The organism is Prochlorococcus sp. MIT2304, assembly GCF_059772405.1.
Map to the genome: position 1 here is coordinate 940,695 of NZ_CM186286.1, position 15,593 is coordinate 956,287.

The 15,593-nt window shown below is 32.2% G+C and carries 26 protein-coding genes and 1 pseudogene; 14 read left to right on the plus strand and 13 right to left on the minus strand.

The window, feature by feature from the left end; translation table 11 throughout:
• Window positions 1–20 precede the first annotated feature (20 nt).
• The 3 genes from AC6EIY_RS05660 (at window position 21) to AC6EIY_RS05670 (ending at window position 1,159) form a co-directional block, all read left to right on the plus strand.
• Window positions 21–335, plus strand: a complete 315-nt coding sequence (locus AC6EIY_RS05660) for an MATH domain-containing protein (RefSeq protein WP_498508091.1) — start codon at window positions 21–23, stop codon at window positions 333–335.
• 108 nt (window positions 336–443) lie between these two features.
• The gene (locus AC6EIY_RS05665; protein WP_498508093.1) at window positions 444–866 is read left to right on the plus strand and encodes a hypothetical protein; all 423 of its coding nucleotides are present in this window, start codon (window positions 444–446) and stop codon (window positions 864–866) included.
• A gap of 47 nt (window positions 867–913) precedes the next feature.
• A complete protein-coding gene (locus tag AC6EIY_RS05670) occupies window positions 914–1,159 on the plus strand; it encodes a hypothetical protein (protein ID WP_498508095.1) in 246 nt (81 codons plus the stop codon).
• Here AC6EIY_RS05670 and AC6EIY_RS05675 read toward each other — a convergent pair.
• The 3 genes from AC6EIY_RS05675 to AC6EIY_RS05685 all read right to left on the minus strand — a co-directional run bounded on the left by AC6EIY_RS05675 (window position 1,156) and on the right by AC6EIY_RS05685 (window position 3,335).
• Complete coding sequence (locus AC6EIY_RS05675; RefSeq protein ID WP_498508097.1) at window positions 1,156–2,022, minus strand: EamA family transporter; 867 nt, start codon at window positions 2,020–2,022, stop codon at window positions 1,156–1,158. The two genes, AC6EIY_RS05670 and AC6EIY_RS05675, sit on opposite strands and share 4 nt — an antisense overlap.
• Window positions 2,023–2,114: 92 nt before the next feature.
• Window positions 2,115–2,876 (minus strand): GAF domain-containing protein, encoded by a 762-nt coding sequence (locus AC6EIY_RS05680; protein WP_498508098.1) that lies wholly within the window; start codon window positions 2,874–2,876, stop codon window positions 2,115–2,117.
• A 210-nt stretch (window positions 2,877–3,086) separates the two neighbouring features.
• Window positions 3,087–3,335: a DUF8653 family protein gene (locus tag AC6EIY_RS05685; protein ID WP_498508099.1), complete on the minus strand. Its 249-nt coding sequence runs from the start codon at window positions 3,333–3,335 to the stop codon at window positions 3,087–3,089.
• A 424-nt stretch (window positions 3,336–3,759) separates the two neighbouring features.
• On the opposite strand from AC6EIY_RS05685, the gene AC6EIY_RS05690 reads away from it, so the two are divergent.
• Entirely contained in the window at window positions 3,760–3,996 is a 237-nt protein-coding gene (locus tag AC6EIY_RS05690; RefSeq protein ID WP_498508100.1) for a DoxX family membrane protein, read from the plus strand.
• Window positions 3,997–4,353: 357 nt separating this feature from the next.
• On the opposite strand, the gene AC6EIY_RS05695 is transcribed toward AC6EIY_RS05690, so the two are convergent.
• Complete coding sequence (locus tag AC6EIY_RS05695) at window positions 4,354–4,518, minus strand: OsmC family protein (protein ID WP_498508101.1); 165 nt, start codon at window positions 4,516–4,518, stop codon at window positions 4,354–4,356.
• A gap of 240 nt (window positions 4,519–4,758) precedes the next feature.
• On the opposite strand from AC6EIY_RS05695, the gene AC6EIY_RS05700 reads away from it, so the two are divergent.
• Together AC6EIY_RS05700 and AC6EIY_RS05705 are read left to right on the plus strand one after the other, a co-directional pair.
• The gene (locus AC6EIY_RS05700) at window positions 4,759–5,130 is read left to right on the plus strand and encodes a DUF8671 domain-containing protein (protein WP_498508102.1); all 372 of its coding nucleotides are present in this window, start codon (window positions 4,759–4,761) and stop codon (window positions 5,128–5,130) included.
• Window positions 5,131–5,198: 68 nt separating this feature from the next.
• Window positions 5,199–5,393: a hypothetical protein gene (locus AC6EIY_RS05705; RefSeq protein WP_498508103.1), complete on the plus strand. Its 195-nt coding sequence runs from the start codon at window positions 5,199–5,201 to the stop codon at window positions 5,391–5,393.
• Window positions 5,394–5,581: 188 nt separating this feature from the next.
• Here the strand turns inward: AC6EIY_RS05705 and AC6EIY_RS05710 are convergent, their stop codons facing one another.
• From AC6EIY_RS05710 to AC6EIY_RS05720, 3 genes are read right to left on the minus strand one after another with little or no spacing between them, the layout of a single operon-like run.
• Window positions 5,582–5,728, minus strand: coding sequence for a high light inducible protein (locus AC6EIY_RS05710; protein WP_498508104.1), 147 nt, complete (start codon window positions 5,726–5,728; stop codon window positions 5,582–5,584).
• Complete coding sequence (locus tag AC6EIY_RS05715; protein ID WP_011294968.1) at window positions 5,728–5,847, minus strand: high light inducible protein; 120 nt, start codon at window positions 5,845–5,847, stop codon at window positions 5,728–5,730. The genes AC6EIY_RS05710 and AC6EIY_RS05715 overlap by 1 nt, the downstream gene beginning before the upstream one ends.
• 10 nt (window positions 5,848–5,857) lie before the next feature.
• Entirely contained in the window at window positions 5,858–5,965 is a 108-nt protein-coding gene (locus AC6EIY_RS05720) for a high light inducible protein (protein WP_011125327.1), read from the minus strand.
• Between the two features lie 191 nt (window positions 5,966–6,156).
• Between AC6EIY_RS05720 and AC6EIY_RS05725 the strand changes: the two genes are divergently transcribed.
• The 5 genes from AC6EIY_RS05725 (at window position 6,157) to AC6EIY_RS05745 (ending at window position 9,294) form a co-directional block, all read left to right on the plus strand.
• Window positions 6,157–6,378 carry a hypothetical protein gene (locus AC6EIY_RS05725; RefSeq protein ID WP_498508105.1) on the plus strand — a complete coding sequence of 74 codons (222 nt, stop codon included), beginning with the start codon at window positions 6,157–6,159 and terminating at the stop codon, window positions 6,376–6,378.
• A 378-nt stretch (window positions 6,379–6,756) separates the two neighbouring features.
• On the plus strand, window positions 6,757–7,407 hold the full coding sequence (locus AC6EIY_RS05730; protein WP_498508106.1) for a DUF3386 domain-containing protein: 651 nt from the start codon (window positions 6,757–6,759) through the stop codon (window positions 7,405–7,407).
• A gap of 965 nt (window positions 7,408–8,372) precedes the next feature.
• Window positions 8,373–8,567 (plus strand): hypothetical protein, encoded by a 195-nt coding sequence (locus tag AC6EIY_RS05735; protein ID WP_498508107.1) that lies wholly within the window; start codon window positions 8,373–8,375, stop codon window positions 8,565–8,567.
• Window positions 8,568–8,612: 45 nt separating this feature from the next.
• Window positions 8,613–8,936 carry a hypothetical protein gene (locus tag AC6EIY_RS05740; RefSeq protein ID WP_498508108.1) on the plus strand — a complete coding sequence of 108 codons (324 nt, stop codon included), beginning with the start codon at window positions 8,613–8,615 and terminating at the stop codon, window positions 8,934–8,936.
• Between the two features lie 187 nt (window positions 8,937–9,123).
• On the plus strand, window positions 9,124–9,294 hold the full coding sequence (locus AC6EIY_RS05745) for a hypothetical protein (protein ID WP_498508109.1): 171 nt from the start codon (window positions 9,124–9,126) through the stop codon (window positions 9,292–9,294).
• Between the two features lie 47 nt (window positions 9,295–9,341).
• On the opposite strand, the gene AC6EIY_RS05750 is transcribed toward AC6EIY_RS05745, so the two are convergent.
• The 6 genes and pseudogenes from AC6EIY_RS05750 to AC6EIY_RS05775 all read right to left on the minus strand — a co-directional run bounded on the left by AC6EIY_RS05750 (window position 9,342) and on the right by AC6EIY_RS05775 (window position 12,923).
• Window positions 9,342–9,548, minus strand: a complete 207-nt coding sequence (locus AC6EIY_RS05750; protein ID WP_498508110.1) for a hypothetical protein — start codon at window positions 9,546–9,548, stop codon at window positions 9,342–9,344.
• Between the two features lie 131 nt (window positions 9,549–9,679).
• Complete coding sequence (locus tag AC6EIY_RS05755; protein WP_498508112.1) at window positions 9,680–9,865, minus strand: hypothetical protein; 186 nt, start codon at window positions 9,863–9,865, stop codon at window positions 9,680–9,682.
• Between the two features lie 24 nt (window positions 9,866–9,889).
• On the minus strand, window positions 9,890–10,057 hold the full coding sequence (locus tag AC6EIY_RS05760; protein WP_011824357.1) for a hypothetical protein: 168 nt from the start codon (window positions 10,055–10,057) through the stop codon (window positions 9,890–9,892).
• Between the two features lie 588 nt (window positions 10,058–10,645).
• Entirely contained in the window at window positions 10,646–11,890 is a 1,245-nt protein-coding gene (locus tag AC6EIY_RS05765; RefSeq protein WP_498508160.1) for an ABC-F family ATP-binding cassette domain-containing protein, read from the minus strand.
• 171 nt (window positions 11,891–12,061) lie between these two features.
• Window positions 12,062–12,493: pseudogene (locus AC6EIY_RS05770) on the minus strand (ATP-binding cassette domain-containing protein); the annotation flags it as partial.
• A gap of 265 nt (window positions 12,494–12,758) precedes the next feature.
• A complete protein-coding gene (locus AC6EIY_RS05775; protein ID WP_498508113.1) occupies window positions 12,759–12,923 on the minus strand; it encodes a hypothetical protein in 165 nt (54 codons plus the stop codon).
• 99 nt (window positions 12,924–13,022) lie between these two features.
• Here AC6EIY_RS05775 and AC6EIY_RS05780 point away from each other — a divergent pair, with 99 nt between their 5' ends.
• The 3 genes from AC6EIY_RS05780 (at window position 13,023) to AC6EIY_RS05790 (ending at window position 15,582) form a co-directional block, all read left to right on the plus strand.
• On the plus strand, window positions 13,023–13,385 hold the full coding sequence (locus tag AC6EIY_RS05780) for a DUF805 domain-containing protein (protein WP_498508114.1): 363 nt from the start codon (window positions 13,023–13,025) through the stop codon (window positions 13,383–13,385).
• 600 nt (window positions 13,386–13,985) lie between these two features.
• A complete protein-coding gene (locus tag AC6EIY_RS05785; protein ID WP_498508115.1) occupies window positions 13,986–14,117 on the plus strand; it encodes a hypothetical protein in 132 nt (43 codons plus the stop codon).
• A 418-nt stretch (window positions 14,118–14,535) separates the two neighbouring features.
• Window positions 14,536–15,582, plus strand: coding sequence for an amino acid ABC transporter substrate-binding protein (locus AC6EIY_RS05790; protein ID WP_498508116.1), 1,047 nt, complete (start codon window positions 14,536–14,538; stop codon window positions 15,580–15,582).
• Window positions 15,583–15,593: the final 11 nt, after the last annotated feature.

A 15,593-nucleotide genomic window follows, 5' to 3' on the forward strand; every position in this document is an offset into this window, starting at 1 on the left:
TATTACATAATATTTATAAGTTGAACAACGACAAGTTCTCACAAAATGCTATTAGTCATAAGGAATTAAATGACTTTTTAATAAGAGCCAGAAAAGATATATCTTCATTTGATACCTCTGAAAAAAACAAATCGAAGGAAAGTCAAGAATTGATTGATTTGCTTGAAACCTGGACAGAATCAAGTCAAAAGTTACTCCTAATGATCAGCAAGGAACAAAAAGTTTTAACTGAAAACAGAAGTCCTAAATCTCTTATAGCCTTTGGGGCTATGGGAGCCCATATAAATATGGCCTTGCAAGCATTCAAAGCGACAGAATCTGACCAAGAAGGTTAAATATAAGGAAGTTTATTACATAAGAAATTAAAAGAACTAAATGTACTTTTTAAAAAATATAATTAAGTATAAAATCCTTTAAGAAAGGGATTATAGGGATATCTTATTTTGTCCGAACAAAACCAAAACCCACTTGTTCTCGTTCCAGAGTCAACAGCTAAATTGATTAAGTCCATTTCAGGCGAAACTATTGGTTCGGTTGATGATTTAATTTATTGTCACCTATATGGAATTGTAGGTGACTGGTACATTTCAGAGATATCAGAAGACAGAGAAAAAGCCTTTGGATTTCAAATAATAAATTCTGAACCTGCTTGGGAAATGGATAATTGGTTAACTAATTCCAGCAAATGGGGAGAGATACCGATAAAAGCACTGCAAGAGCTTGTTAATGAAAAATTTTTAAAAGAAAAAGATATTCGTTTTTTAATTACAAGAGATTTATTTTGGGAACCTAAAAGGTTCTCAGAAATTAATCTCGATCAAAATACTCTTTCCTATCCAGGTGCTACTGATAGAAGTTTATCTTGAATATATGAAACATTGTATGTCACTTACATAAATAGTTTCTAATCAAAATGGAAGAAATAGACCCCAAAAAAGATCCTCTTTATTTACTAACAAAAGCTGTTGAAAGAGGGGATCCTGAAGTTGAACAAAAAGTAAAAGATCGCCTTGATAAATCAGATAATCCTTCAGAAATGAGGTATTTAGAAGGTTTACTTATACTACTAGGTGAGAAGCCAGGAGAACTTGAAGAGCCTCCCGACGTCGAAGATGATCCAGATGAGTATTGGCAAGAGAATGATTACTTTGAGGTCTAAATTAAAACGATAGCAACTCCAACAAAAGATAAAAAAGAATAAAAAATTGTTAATTTATTTATTTCATCTCCCTCTCTCTTTGAAATAAAAAGTGCAAAAATAGGAGAAAGACATAACAAAGTCCAACCAATACCTATAGGCAAAAGTTTAAAAACTATTTGTTGAAATAGTATTCCAAAATTAGTACCAAGTAAGGTTGATAAAATTAAATTTGAATTCTTATTTTTAGTTATTGATCTATTAGTTAGAAGCTCAATAAAATCCTTTTTGAAAATAAAAAATAAAAACATCGATGCTGATAAAAGTCTTATTTCAGTTGTTTGTAATGGAGTTAATGTAGAGCTGATTAAAATTATCCTTGATAATAAAGCTGCAAAAACAGCACAAAAGACCGAACCCAATGCACACAGAATCCCAAGAATATTTGTTTCGCTAGCTTCCTCTTTTTGAAATGTGTTTTGACGTACAATCATCAGTAAAGAAAAAGATACAATTAGAGATCCTATCCATACTCTTTGAGGATATATCTCATTAATACTCAATGTTCCTAATGTAGTCGCAATTATTGGTGTTAGTGCTTCAAATGAGAGAGTTTTTCTAGTCCCTATTATTTTCAATGAATTTATGTACAAGGTATCCCCTATAGAAATACCAACTATTCCACTTATCATCAAAACAAATATAGAGGTTAAATCAGAGAACCAATTTATTGTTAGGGCAACTGGTAAAAAGAAAATTGAAGCAAGAACATTTTTATAAATATTGATTTGCCTAGGTAGCAAGTTTTTAGATTCTCTACGCCAAACAGAACACGCAAAAGTCCAAGATAATACTGCAGATATAGCCGCGATAAAACCAATCATATTTATCTTTTTTGATAAATAAACTTTAAAAGAGTTAAATGTTAATCAATAGTTTACGTAGCTACTAACAAAAAAACTTGTTTTCTAGTTAACTAACTACTTTGTTTGCATTCTGGCTTTTTTTTCTTACTATTTAAATTAAGTTTGCCATCACTCCAAACTTCTAATACATCAGGGAAGTGCTTCTCCATGCATAAATCGCAAATACCATGACTAAAACGAATATCTGCAATTTTTGAAAGGTATTTTTCTAAGTGCTGCCACTCGCCATCAGAATCCCTCACCTCTTTACAATACGAACATGTTGTTAAAATACCCTCAGTGTTATGCATTTGGGTAAGAGCATCAAGAAGACGAATAGATCTTTTACGAAGTTCTAATAAAGTAACAACCTGTCTAGACAATGCCTCCATAATTTGATGCTGTTGACCTGACAAATGTCCAGGCTTTCTATCAATCACGCAGAGAGTTCCTATTCGCTGATCATTAGGAGTTTGCAATGGAAACCCAGCATATAAACGAATTTTTGGTTCCTCAACCACCAAAGGGTTTGATTTAAATCGCTCATCCAACAAAGCATCCTCAACAATCAATGGCTCAGGGCTAGCAATAGCATGAGCACAAAAAGAAACGTCCCTTGATGTTTCTTTCGTCTCAAACCCACACATTGATTTAAACCATTGCTTATCTGTATCGACCAAACTCATTAAAGAAATAGGAGTGCCACAAGTCAAAGAAGCAATTTTCGTTATGTCGTCATAACATTGTTCAGGTTCAGTACCTAAAATTCTATATTCAGCAAGAGCTTTTAATCGCTCTTCTTCTTTGCTTATCTTTGGGGCACCAAAACCCAAAACGTTTCCCTATTCATATTCTCTAAGATTAAGTAATCCTCAGCAATAAAAACGAATCTCTTCTCAATAATAAATAATTAAGTTTTTATAAGAAAAACTTAAAAACTTTAAGCAAAATACAAATCCACAAAAGACTTACTAGCTAATCTACAAAATCTAGCTTTTCGGCTATTTTTGCTTTTATATAAATTTTGTAAGTACTTGTTTCTTCTAAAAGGTTTTTGTAGTTCTGATTTTAAAACTACTCTTAGTTATCAAATTATCGCCACTAATCTCTAGCCCTTTCACGCTAGAGATCTCCCCTTTCAATCCCTCTAGTTGAAGTTGATCAATCATCTGCTGAATAACCTGGGTTTCTACTAATTTCTGATCAATCATTTCTGGAGTCATTTTCTCAAATAATTTACCTGCTTTAGAGGCAACAACATCTGATGCATTAGTAATTTTGAGAAGAATCATAATTAAAGCAAAACTTAGAAAATTGAAATTCAATTCAATTTATTAATAAATAAATATTATATAAATTTATACTTCATCTAATATTAAAGAATTATGGAAATGTAATTCAACTAAGAATCAATATAAAAATTTGAATTAAGACCAAGCATATAAAAATCCAAAGTAATGTCATTCCTATTTTATTATGAAAGGAACCTTTCTTATAAATTGATTGACCTGACTCAAAATCCCTTGTCATTATTAAAAGTAAAGCAATCTAAAAATAACATAGCAATAGATTTGAATTTTGATTGCTCACGCAAACAAGCAATACAATTGAAAATCAAAATTTAAAGAATCGAGAAATATCCGCAAAAACAAAATAAATATTACATAACAATATATAAAACTTAAACATTAATTTTTTTATCTTAATATTGATCAAATGGACTTTGATCAAACAAGAAATTTAATTGGAAGAATTTTAATATCAACTATATTTATTTATGCAATTCCTGGTAAGATATTAAATTTTGAAAGGACAGTTGAGGTTATCTCAAATAAAAATATACCTCTTACTTTAGCCCCATATTTATTGCTTTTGACAATCATTTTCTTGGTTTTTGGTTTAATCCTTTTATCTCGTGATTCAAGCAAAAATTGGGTGCATATCTTCTACTAATCTTCATCTTACCAAAAACTTTTCTATTTCATTTGTCTCCTTTTAAAGAAAAAGCTGTTCTATTGAATACTAGTCTGAATGGAGGTTTATTACTCGGTTTAAATAATCTTAAATGAAATCACTTAAAGAGATATTTAATAATCAGACAATTAAAAAACAATAATATATCTACTTTTTTTCAATTTTGATTTGATGCCAATCCAACTTAATCTTAATAGAGTTCTCTAGGTTACGCTTTGCGGGACAATCTTTTGCTGTTCTTCTAAGGATTTAATACTTTTCAGCGTCCATAGCAGATTGCATCTAGATGTCTAAAGTAAGGGTCTTTATTTTTCTTAGTCCATCTTTTGTAATTATTTAATAAAAATCAATTTGAATATTTCTAAGTTCCCAACATCTACGTTTTGTCTCAATACCCATAATCGTTATTACACAAGTTCCCAAAGAAGATGCTAACAAATCAGTTAGTGCAAAATTTTTTCCTTCGCCATCATGGTCTTTGGGTGCATCAGTATTAATCACACTCCCTGAAAAGCAATGCTTTGCTTCAATGCGCAATTCCCCAATATATTTGCCACTAATTTTTGTAGGGTTGGTATGAGTATCTGTTGAGTTTTTGATTTGAAGGCCTGATCATTCCTTTTTTTCGAATTTATGCGCTAATCAAGTATCAAATAAGTTCTTTTGCATAGACAAAACAACTATGATGACAAATAAAAAAATAATATGATTTCACAGAAATATTCTCTCATTATTAAGTGAATGATTTTTATTTCATTTTTCCTTAGTTTACTAATTACTCTTAATCCTTCACCAAGTTTCGATTGTGATGGGAACAGATTAACTGCCGTCATCAGAAACAACTTAAATGGAGATTTCTCAATAACAGATGATATTTCCAATATTGATGAAGGAGCATTCATAGTTCTTAATTGGCGAGATATCAACCTTATGCTCCCAGTATCGTTTAAGGTCGGAGAAATATCTTTCACAGACAAGAAATGGTTATGGAGTTATAAAGATGAAAAAAATGGATTAAGAATGGATGAACCCAGATTTGCTCAACGTTTACCTAATGGAGATATTCAAGAATTTTCTTGCCATGCTATTTATCAAGAGGACATGGTTTCGTAAAGAAAATCTTAAGCAGGAAATAATCAAGACATGTTATGGCTAGGTATTAAGTAACTGAAAAAACTTAAATGACTGTATCAAGATCAAAGAGATTTGTACTTGTAAATACAAATACAAATGTAAATAAAAAACAAGTTTTTATTTTTGGATCAATATTTGCAAGTAGTTGCTTAGGTGGTGCATTTTTAATCGCCCTTTATATTGAGTATCTTCATAATCCAGCTTTTCACAGTTTTGTCCAATCAAGAGGAATCTTTCTATGAAGCCTATGTTAATCGAAGCTAGATATTCCCTATAAAAAAAAGCCCCCTAGGAAGAGGAGCTTCTTTTTTGAAAATTTAAAGATGTTTTGAGATTAACCAGCTAATGTATCCATTTTCAATGACTGCTGATTAGAAACCAAATATGTGAACATCAATAATATGTTATCGATTTGGATAACTTTTTAGAGTTATACAAAACCAGGAATAATTTGACCAGTTGTTGCATACGCACCGATCAAAGCAATACAACCGAATAGCGCTGCATACCCATTAAGCCTCTCTGCGGTTACCTTTTCAGGATCAATGTTATTCGCGGTATTTTTTTTAGTAGTCATTACACAACTCCAGGAATAAGTTGGCCAGTCGTTAGGTAGATACCTGTTAGAAGTACGAAAGCCATCATTGCTGGTCTGCCGATGCTTCTTTCCAAAATTGTCTTGTTAGATGGTTGCATGATTAAAATTTTAGAAAATACCTGGAATTATTTGTCCGGTTGTTGCATATGCGCCAAAGGCTGCAACGAAGCCAAGCATTGCTGCCCAACCGTTAAACTTTTCTGCTTCAGGAGTCATTTGGTGATGGATTAAATATGTAAAGGAATGTAACTAACTATTGTTTGGTATTGATGGTGGGCAACCGAACATAATAGTAAAAATTATCAAGTTCATTAGAAAAATCTATATAAAACAAAACCTGATTGCTTGTACTTTCTATGAAACAATTAAGGATCACTATAATTGAAAAAATTTAATCAATTAGGAATTTGTACGACCCTTCGATTGGACAAGATTCACTCACCATCATTGATGTTGTAGGAGTATTAATAGGACATTTCCTTTTTGGAGTAGCTGCTACTCTTTTAATTGATTGGAGTTGGATCCCCTTAAGTTCTCAACAAAGAAAAACTGGTCGATCACTAAAACAAATTAAAAGAAGTTGGGGCTGGGATGAAAAACCCGATAAAAATGATGAGCTCCATACCTAGAAAATAGAAAATCCTTAGCAAAAAACAACGAGTAATTTTTTAATTCCTACCTGGGTCAAATGATTTGCGTTGATTTGTATAATATAATCTGCAAATTTTTAAAAGATCTATTAATAATAGATAAAAATAGTTTTTCAAGGAAGACGATCCTTTTTGTGATTGCCATCTTGAATTCTCTACTATCAAAAAAATATTACCCTTAAAAAAATGGAATTAAAGATAAGATCTTGGAAAATTATCTATCTATGTTTATTGCTTATTACAATAGCTATAGATAATTATAAATAATTTGTGTTTCGTAAATATATTTTTTTAGTTTATTAATATTTTTAATTGACTAAAATAATTAATAAATAAAGTTTTGCGCTAAAGATCGAAATGGCATGTGAAGATTGTACTCATCTATTTAAGTCTGCCTATGAAAATAGGTACACATGGGAATCAGATTTTTCAGGTTATGAAGGAAGATGCTCATGGACAGATGGAAAAAGAGAAGTAGAAGGAAACTTTTGCTTGGGACAAGATTTAAAAGCTACTGTTTACGATATAGATGATGAAGAAATAAACAAAGCCATTTCCTCACAACTTTGGGAAGTTGCCATTCATCGAGTTAGAAGATCATTTGAACAAATCCATGGTAAAAATACTTTTACTTTTGGGGATACAAATGAAATCGGCTTAGAAGTTATAGTTGGAGGGAAAAACAAAGGTGACAAATATAGGGTCAAAAACGATGTAGTCACAATGGTTTATAGGCATATTCATGGGAATCTAATAATTATTCTCACTGAGGATGTCATTCACACTGGTAATGGCTACTTAAGCAAGAGTTATTCCAGTCAATATCTTGATCCAATTTCAAAAAAAGATTTAAAGGAAAAAAGTTTTTACAAAGATACTTTCATACCTTTATTCAAAGGAGGACCTTGGGTTTTATCTTCCAGAGCTATACATCAAGAATCTTCAAAAGGTTCAGAAAATAGACAAGTATTTTCTTTTTCGGAGTTAAAAAGTCTTGGTACAAAGTAAGTTAAGCCAACTAAATCTTAGCAGCAATAATGATTTTCATAAAAATATCTAACCAGATGAAAACCGGGATTTATAAATTAACTATTTTCGATTATTAATAAATGGCAAGGACAAGAGGTTTACAAATGCTTATTGATTTGTCCCTATTCAAGTTTTTCGTAAAACAACACCAAACGTATCCTTCTTAGATGCAGGCGTAAATATATCAAAGGGGTCAATGTTTTCATACATCATAAAAATGCCATATCTCCTCCTGGTGAGGGTGATTTTGAGCAGTTTTATATTCTTTATCAAATTGACCACTATTAAGTGATTGAAGGTAGTCAAAAATTCACTCTTATCAACCCTAAATGGGATGAGCTACACCATGTTATTTTTCAGCAGAGAAATGAGTGCTGCACTTCAAATACTAATTGGGACATACCCTAATAAAGTCTGATAAAAAAGGTATTGACCTTTGCAAAACATCTTCAAGTAAGATGAACAACGCCTTTAAAAAAAATGCAAATTTTTGCTTAGTTGCTTTTTTATTTGTTTGTAAATTCCTATTCGTTTAAGCCAGATCAGCCTTGCCTAGATTAGGGATACTGAACTGAGTTAGCATTTCATGCGAATCATAAGAAATTCAAAAAATATTCAAAACTTATATACAACTACCTATTCATTTTCTACTTGAAACTCTTTTAATGAGTCTCCGTAATAACTCATAGCCAATTGAAGCAAGACCCAATTCATAGCTCTTGACATTGTTATCTCGAAATGACTTCAAATTAAAGATGGCTTATATTTCACAGCCTTGCCATGAGTAATTATTATTTTTAAAGGATTTAAAAATAATACGTTAATAATTTAAGGTCAAATCAATATTCAATTTAGTTATCAGAACAAGTAAAGATAAGTAATTATTCAGGGCATTTGTTCATTTTAAATATACAATTAGCTTATAAAGCAATTAAAGGTATTGCATGGTTTTCCTATCGAACCCACAGGTGTGGCACTTGCCTGGTACTTGGTCTGAGCAACCTATTGATGGCCCTTACTTAGGTATGACCACAAGTCAATTAAGTTGGGTGGCTGCATCGATTTTGGCAACCTTATTGATGGCTTTTAGTATTTACATCCTTGAGACGAGCAAGTCAAAACGTAAAAGAAGTTCTTAGAATATTCAAATAATTAGAATTGACTTACTGGGTAATTAATATTTTATGACATATTTTATTTTATATTTTGCTGGAATAGCCTCAATTTGGTGGATTTATAAGGTTGGATGGACTGAAGCTCTAAAGACCATTCTCAGTGTTTTAATTCCTTCTTTATTAATTATTCTTTTTAATGTCAAAGCAGGACGACTTATATTCAAAAATCCCACAGTTGGAATAATAAGTATTCTTCCTACCGCAATTTTTATTTATCGAGGATCAAAGCCTCTCGTATGTGGAATTAATAGTTGGATAGATAGGAAAAGAAACGAATTTGTTTATTCACAAGAAGTGGTTGATGCCGAAGTGGTTTCTAAAGAGGAAGCATAAATTTAGATTTCAACAACGTAGTCATAGTAGGAGATCTGAACGGAAGAAAACTCTAAACCCCTTTATTTGGACCTATTTCCCATTGTAGAAAAGTAAATTCTATTTTGAATCTCAAAAAAATTAGGAGTTTCTTTATTCTTTTATTAGTTATATTTGTTGAACGCTTTGGATAAATGGCAATAATGAAGTGATTAATAAACCAACCATGACAGATAACGAGCCAAAGTGGGATTACACCACCAAGGAAGGAAATTTTGCTGCAGGAGCAGCCGTTGTTGGAGGGAATTTACTAGTTCTTATTATTTACATTCTCTATAGAACGGTTCCCTCTGTTCACCATTTTATAATCGGGAGATAACTCAAACTTTTCCTAGAAAACGACCTAGTTAAAGGAGAGCAGAATTCTCAGTATCTTCGGTTAGTTGTTGATTGCGACCAGATAAAAGTCAATAAAAAAGCCATTCCAATTAAAGGAAGAAGGGTTTTAATCAAGCCAACTAGAACCAAAACTACTATTCCTGCAGAGCTATAAATTGCCCATTTAGGAACATATCTACCCGCTCTATTCCCTTTATTACTTGAAGGAGGAATTACTTCTGGATCAATAGTCATTTCAACTGAAAAATAATCAAGCTTTAATCAGAATAAATTCATTCAAAAGGAAAACAAGCCCCTATTGGATACTGTAATCATGAGAATTTTTTTGCTAACCATAACCCCCATATCTAATTTTAATGAAGCATCTATGTTTTTTTAGTTTCTTCAAATAATCCAAAAAAAGTCCATGCTATTAATGAAACAAGTCCTGTTAGCAAAGACAAGATGGCAAAAGTAAATTTCCCTAAAAAAAGAACTGCAATAGCTGTTGTTATGAAAATTAAAGAAAAAATTAGATAAGTATTGGCAGGGATTTTTTTTAGTAACTCCATAATTAATCCATTAAAACATATTTATCAAAAAGGAAACTCAGATTTTATCCATAAGGCAGAAATAACTTTCATAAGTAACCACATAACTAAAGCGCCCTCAAGAAAACCAAACCAATAAAGGGCGTAATTAGATATCCCCATTTCTTTTTGAGCACGTTCAACAAATGATTTATGCCATTTAATCAACTTCACAATTCATATGTATACATAAGATTATTATAGTTAAAAGCAGCAAATAACACCTTTTTTAGGACAATTGCATCTCTTATTCTTGCGAGATATTTGTCTATTCCACAGTTCTTGGACTAACGAACTGAAGTCAAACATAACAATTTTATTGAATTAATAGCTACGAAAATGAGTCATTTAAAACTTTTAAAATATCACTCCAAGTATTTAACTAATTCAGTTACGTTAATAGGCATATAAATAATATAATCTTATTTTAACAATCTGGATATATTAATATGACTTGAATTATTAGGGGTATGAATTGACCTTAAATCATCAATGCCCCTATAAGTAAGCTTTCTCTGAAACTTTGAATCAGAATTCTACTGCACATAAATCTTCCATTGAAATACATATTAACCAAGTTATAGACTCCCATCCCCGTCCTGTAGCTTTAGTCGAGATACGCTCTACATATGCAAATCGGACGATTGAGGAGCAAAAGCTAAATCACTTTCTCAGTATCAAAACTCAAGAAAATCAATGGTGACTTTTTTGTCTAAATCTGTTTTTCGTCGTCAAAGAAAAATTACGTTGTTATTAGACTAGCTAAGACAACTCACTCAACTCAATCCATCTATCCTCATGCTCTTGTATGGCTTCAATAAGCTCTGCTAACTGAAGACTAATTTCACTAATGTCTTCATCACTATCAGTTATTTTTTTCTCTAAAAATGTTTTCTGTTTTTCTAACATAGGGAGTTTAAGATCTAGTTCTTTTAATTCTCTAGCTTCTTTAAAACTCAATTTTCTGACAGTTTGTTGAGAATTTGATTTTTTTTCTGATCCAACCTTGCTATGTGAATTATTAACCATTTGATCTCGTTCCTTGGCTTCTTTATTTCGCTCTTCTAATATTTTTTGGTCCAAAAATTGAGAGTAATTACCTTCATATCTTCGTAAGTGACCGTTTTCAAAATGAAAAATTCGATCAATAGTTCGATCAAGAAAATACCTATCATGCGAAACGACTACGACACAACCTTTGAAGTCCTCTAGAAAATCCTCTAACACGCTTAGTGTTTGTATATCTAAATCATTTGTAGGCTCATCAAGCAACAATACATTGGGAGCTTGTATTAGCATTTTACAGAGAGCAAGTCTTCTTTTTTCTCCTCCTGAAAGTTTAAGTAGAGGACTATGTTGCTGACTTGGTGGAAACAGGAATTTTTCTAAGAGTTGTGATGCAGTTATTTGTCTTCCCCCATGTTCAATTCGTAAGGCAGCTTCCTCCACGAATTCGATAACTTTGCGCTGTTGGCCTTCCCCTTGATTTAAATCATTTGTATGTTGGTCGAGATAGCCAATATGAACGGTTTCTCCAAGTTTTATGTTCCCACTTGTAGGCAATCTTTTACCTGCAATGAGATCTAAAAGAGTCGATTTGCCACTTCCATTTGGACCAATGATACCTACACGATCCTCAGGACTAAAGCTATAAGTGAAATCATGTAGAAGGTCCAAATTATTTTCTTTATCATTTAAAGAGAGTCCTACACCTTCAGCTTCAATTGCGATTTTTCCAATTCTTCTACTCAATGAATTCATTTCTAATTTAGCTTGGACATGATTTTTAGATTTCGCTTGCATTTCAGCAATCCTTTGAATACGTGCTTTTTGTTTTGTACTTCTTGCTTTGGGACCTTGTCTTAACCAAGCTAATTCCTTTCTTAAAACACCCTGAAATTTTTTCTTTGTTGATGCCTCTGATTGTTCTTGTTCAACTTTTTGTTGAAGAAATTGGCGATAATTTCCGGAATACTTGCGAGCTTCTCCATTATTGATTTCAACCATCCGAGTAGTGATACGATCAAGAACATATCTATCGTGAGTTATCAAGACAAGAGCGCCGTCATAATGGTCTAACCAATTTTGAAGCCATTCCACTGCAGATGCATCAAGGTGATTGGTAGGTTCATCAAGAAGCAAGACATCTGGTTTAGATACAAGTGCAGCGGCAAGTCCCACTCTTTTACGGTAACCACCAGAAAGCTCTTTTACTGGCTTATCTAAATCTTTTATACCTAGTCTTCTTAGAACATCTTGGCATTGTTGTTCTAGATTCCATGCCGCAGCGACATCCATAAGTTCACTTGCCTGACCAAGTTTTTTCAAAAGGTCTTCATCTTCCGGGTTTTGAGCGATTTTTCTACTTAGCTGACTGAAATTAAGTAATAATTTTCTTTTTTCTCCACACCCTTCAAGAACTTCTTCCAAAATACTTTTGTCACTGTTGTAACTTGTTTCTTGCCCAACTAAAGATACCCGCAAAGATGATAAACATCTCCTTTCTCCCTCCATCAATGGTTCTACTCCTGCAATGACTCTCAAAAGTGTTGACTTTCCAGATCCATTTGGACCAATCAAACCAAGTCTCTCTTTTTTATTTATATGAAGATCTAAATTTTTAAAAAGATTTTTTATTCCAAAGTCTGTAGAAGCATTAACAAGACTAATCAACACAGCTTACGTCCTCTTGTCCATAACTAAAGCCAACTCATAAATATTAGCCCCCTTAGTCCTAATGATCTTTTTCAAAGCTTGAATATGAAATTTATAAATAAATTCTGTCATTACTTAATAACCATACATTCAATTTCAACACTTACTTCAGCTAGGAATATATGATTGATTGCAAGAGCATAACGCATAAACAAGAAACTTAGCGAAAGAAATTGCAGTACTGCTCTACCCTTGAGCTAACCCTTCCAGAATCACCACCGTTAATTTCGACTGCATAGTATCGTCCACAAATATTCTTGGTTTCATAAATTCGATCATCAGACTTAACAGCCATCGGAGACATAAGAGCAAAAAATAGAGCCATGAAAAAGATACGGTTCATTATTTTATTTATGAAATAAAAAACTTTAGAGCCTTTTAAGAGTAAGATCTTACATAACTATTTATACATGTAAGAATAAGGATGAATTTTTTAGAGAGAGTTCTTTCAAATTACTTTCTGGCTTGGAGTCAGATTTTTAATTACAAAGATAGAACAAGTAGAATACCTTTTTGGCACTTTTTTATCCTTGATGGATTAATAGGAGCTGTGGTTTCAATTATATCTAATGACACCCTTACTAATGATCTAAATGATTTTTATACCATCTCTGAGGGATATGATTGGAGTTATTTATATAGCATTCCATCTTTTTTAGTTTTTATAGCTTTATTAATCAGAAGGCTCAGAGATATAGGAAAGGAAAACCTGGTTTTATGGGCTTTTTGTTCATTTATTCCTTTCTATAATCTTTATATATTTGCTCAGCCTTCCTCTAAAAAATAATCATTTCCTACCTTTAAAAGTCCGAGGATAAGGAATATTAAGGGCATTAAACCTTTTCAATTTTTTACTTCGCCTGTAACGCTTATAAAACAAGTCGAAAAGTGTCGAAACTCCTAACCAAGATAGAATACAACTTATAAATATCCTTGCCCCTTCAGTCGATGCAAGCCAATAGATAATAGGATCAACTATAAGATTAATACTAACTATAAAACCAATAAACAAAGAGAAAGTCAGACAAGCCATTACTGATAATGCTCTGATTATTTTTTTTGTATTGTAATTTTTCATACCCAAATGTTTAAAATCCTACTAGGAATCCATATTTTCTATTCTCAAGCAATATGGATAGTAAAGGAGTTTTAATGTAATAAAAGTTGATTCAGCCTTTATATTATATATATAATTAACAGATCAAAACTAGAAATTAAAATCAACTATTTTTAGTAGACATATACAACAAGCAACTATTAGATAATAATATAGCAATCAGAAAAGGGGCTTACGTAATTCATCTAAGCATAAAAACTACTCAAACAAAATTTTTGGAAGTTTACAAACTGATCTCAGAGGGTAATTTAGATTAGCTACCTTTAGCAGATGGCATTTAATCAATCTGTCAAAGAAACGTTTTCAGAACTTATATGTCATATGCCTAAAAGAACAAATAAACTCAATACTAAAGATCAGTTAGCAATTTATCAAGAATACAGAGAATGGATCAAAACTTAAAGAATAAAAACCTTGTGCCACAGAACATACTATTTATAATACATCAACTTTTTTGGGAAATAGTCAATAAAAAGAAGCCCTTGCTTTAAATTTCAAAGTAACTAAACTTTTTCAGCTCCTATACTTACTGACAAATCATTTAATAAAGATGCAATTGACTATTAGATAATTAAGAGTGCACCTAATGCCGAGTCATCATCAGAAATTGATCTAGTTCATTTAAGCTTATTCATTTATAAATCAAAGACAAATGTTCTATCTTTAAAATATATTTAAACTCAAAAAATACTCTTTGAAGTTTCAACCGGCTTTATTTATGAGATCACAACTTTGAATGAAGAAAAAGTAAAAGATTTTCTTTAATTGCCTAGGAAATAGAAAAATTTGGCGAAAATCAAATTTATTGATCAAAAAAATTATGCGTCTTTTGGTATCAGGATTAGTTGGTCTAGCAGCTCTATTAGCTGGTTGTGCGACAACAAATCAAGACAATAGTTCTAGACTTAACCTGATAAGAAATCGCAACGAGTTAATTTGTGGAGTAAGTGGGAAGATTCCTGGATTTAGTTTTCTGAAAAGTGATGGTAGTTATGAAGGACTAGATGTCGATATATGTAAAGCATTTGCTGCTGCATTTATGGGAGATTCGAAAAAAATCCAATACAGGCCTCTAACTGCAGCAGAAAGATTTACAGCTATAAAAACCGGGGAAATTGACCTGTTATCAAGAAATACCACTTTCACTCTTAGTAGAGATTCCTCAGGAGGAAATGGGTTAACTTTTGCACCAGTTGTTTTCCATGATGGGCAGGGATTGATGGTCAAGAAGGAGAGTAAAATTAGCAGTCTGAAAGATCTTGCAAATAAATCTATATGTGTAGGCTCAGGCACAACCACTGAGCAAAATATAAATGATGCATTCGAGAGTGCATCGCTGCCTTATACACCAATCAAATATCAAGACCTTAATCAAGTAGTTGCCGGTTATTTACAGGGTCGTTGTTCAGCCATGACTTCTGATCGTTCACAATTAGCAGCAGCCAGATCTGGTTTTAAGAATCCAAAAGAACACATTATTCTAGATGATGTATTAAGCAAGGAGCCACTTGCTCCAGCTTCCGATGGCCAAGATCAGAAACTAGCTGATGCGATGAGATGGGTTATCTTTTCCCTAATATCAGCAGAAGAGCAAGGGATAACAAAATCAAACATTGGTAAAAAAGTACAACTAGCAAAGAATAATCCTCAATTAAAACCTTTAAGAAGATTTCTAGGTATAGATGGAGGCCTAGGAGAAAAAATTGGTCTTAGCAATGACTTCGTAGTTAAAGTAATTAGCTCAACTGGGAATTATGGCGAGATCTACGAAAGAAATTTAGGTCAAAATAGCGAGGTGCCTATTCCAAGAGGACAAAATGAGTTATATAACAAAGGAGGTGTGCACATTTCACCACCTTTTAACTAAAAATAATTTGT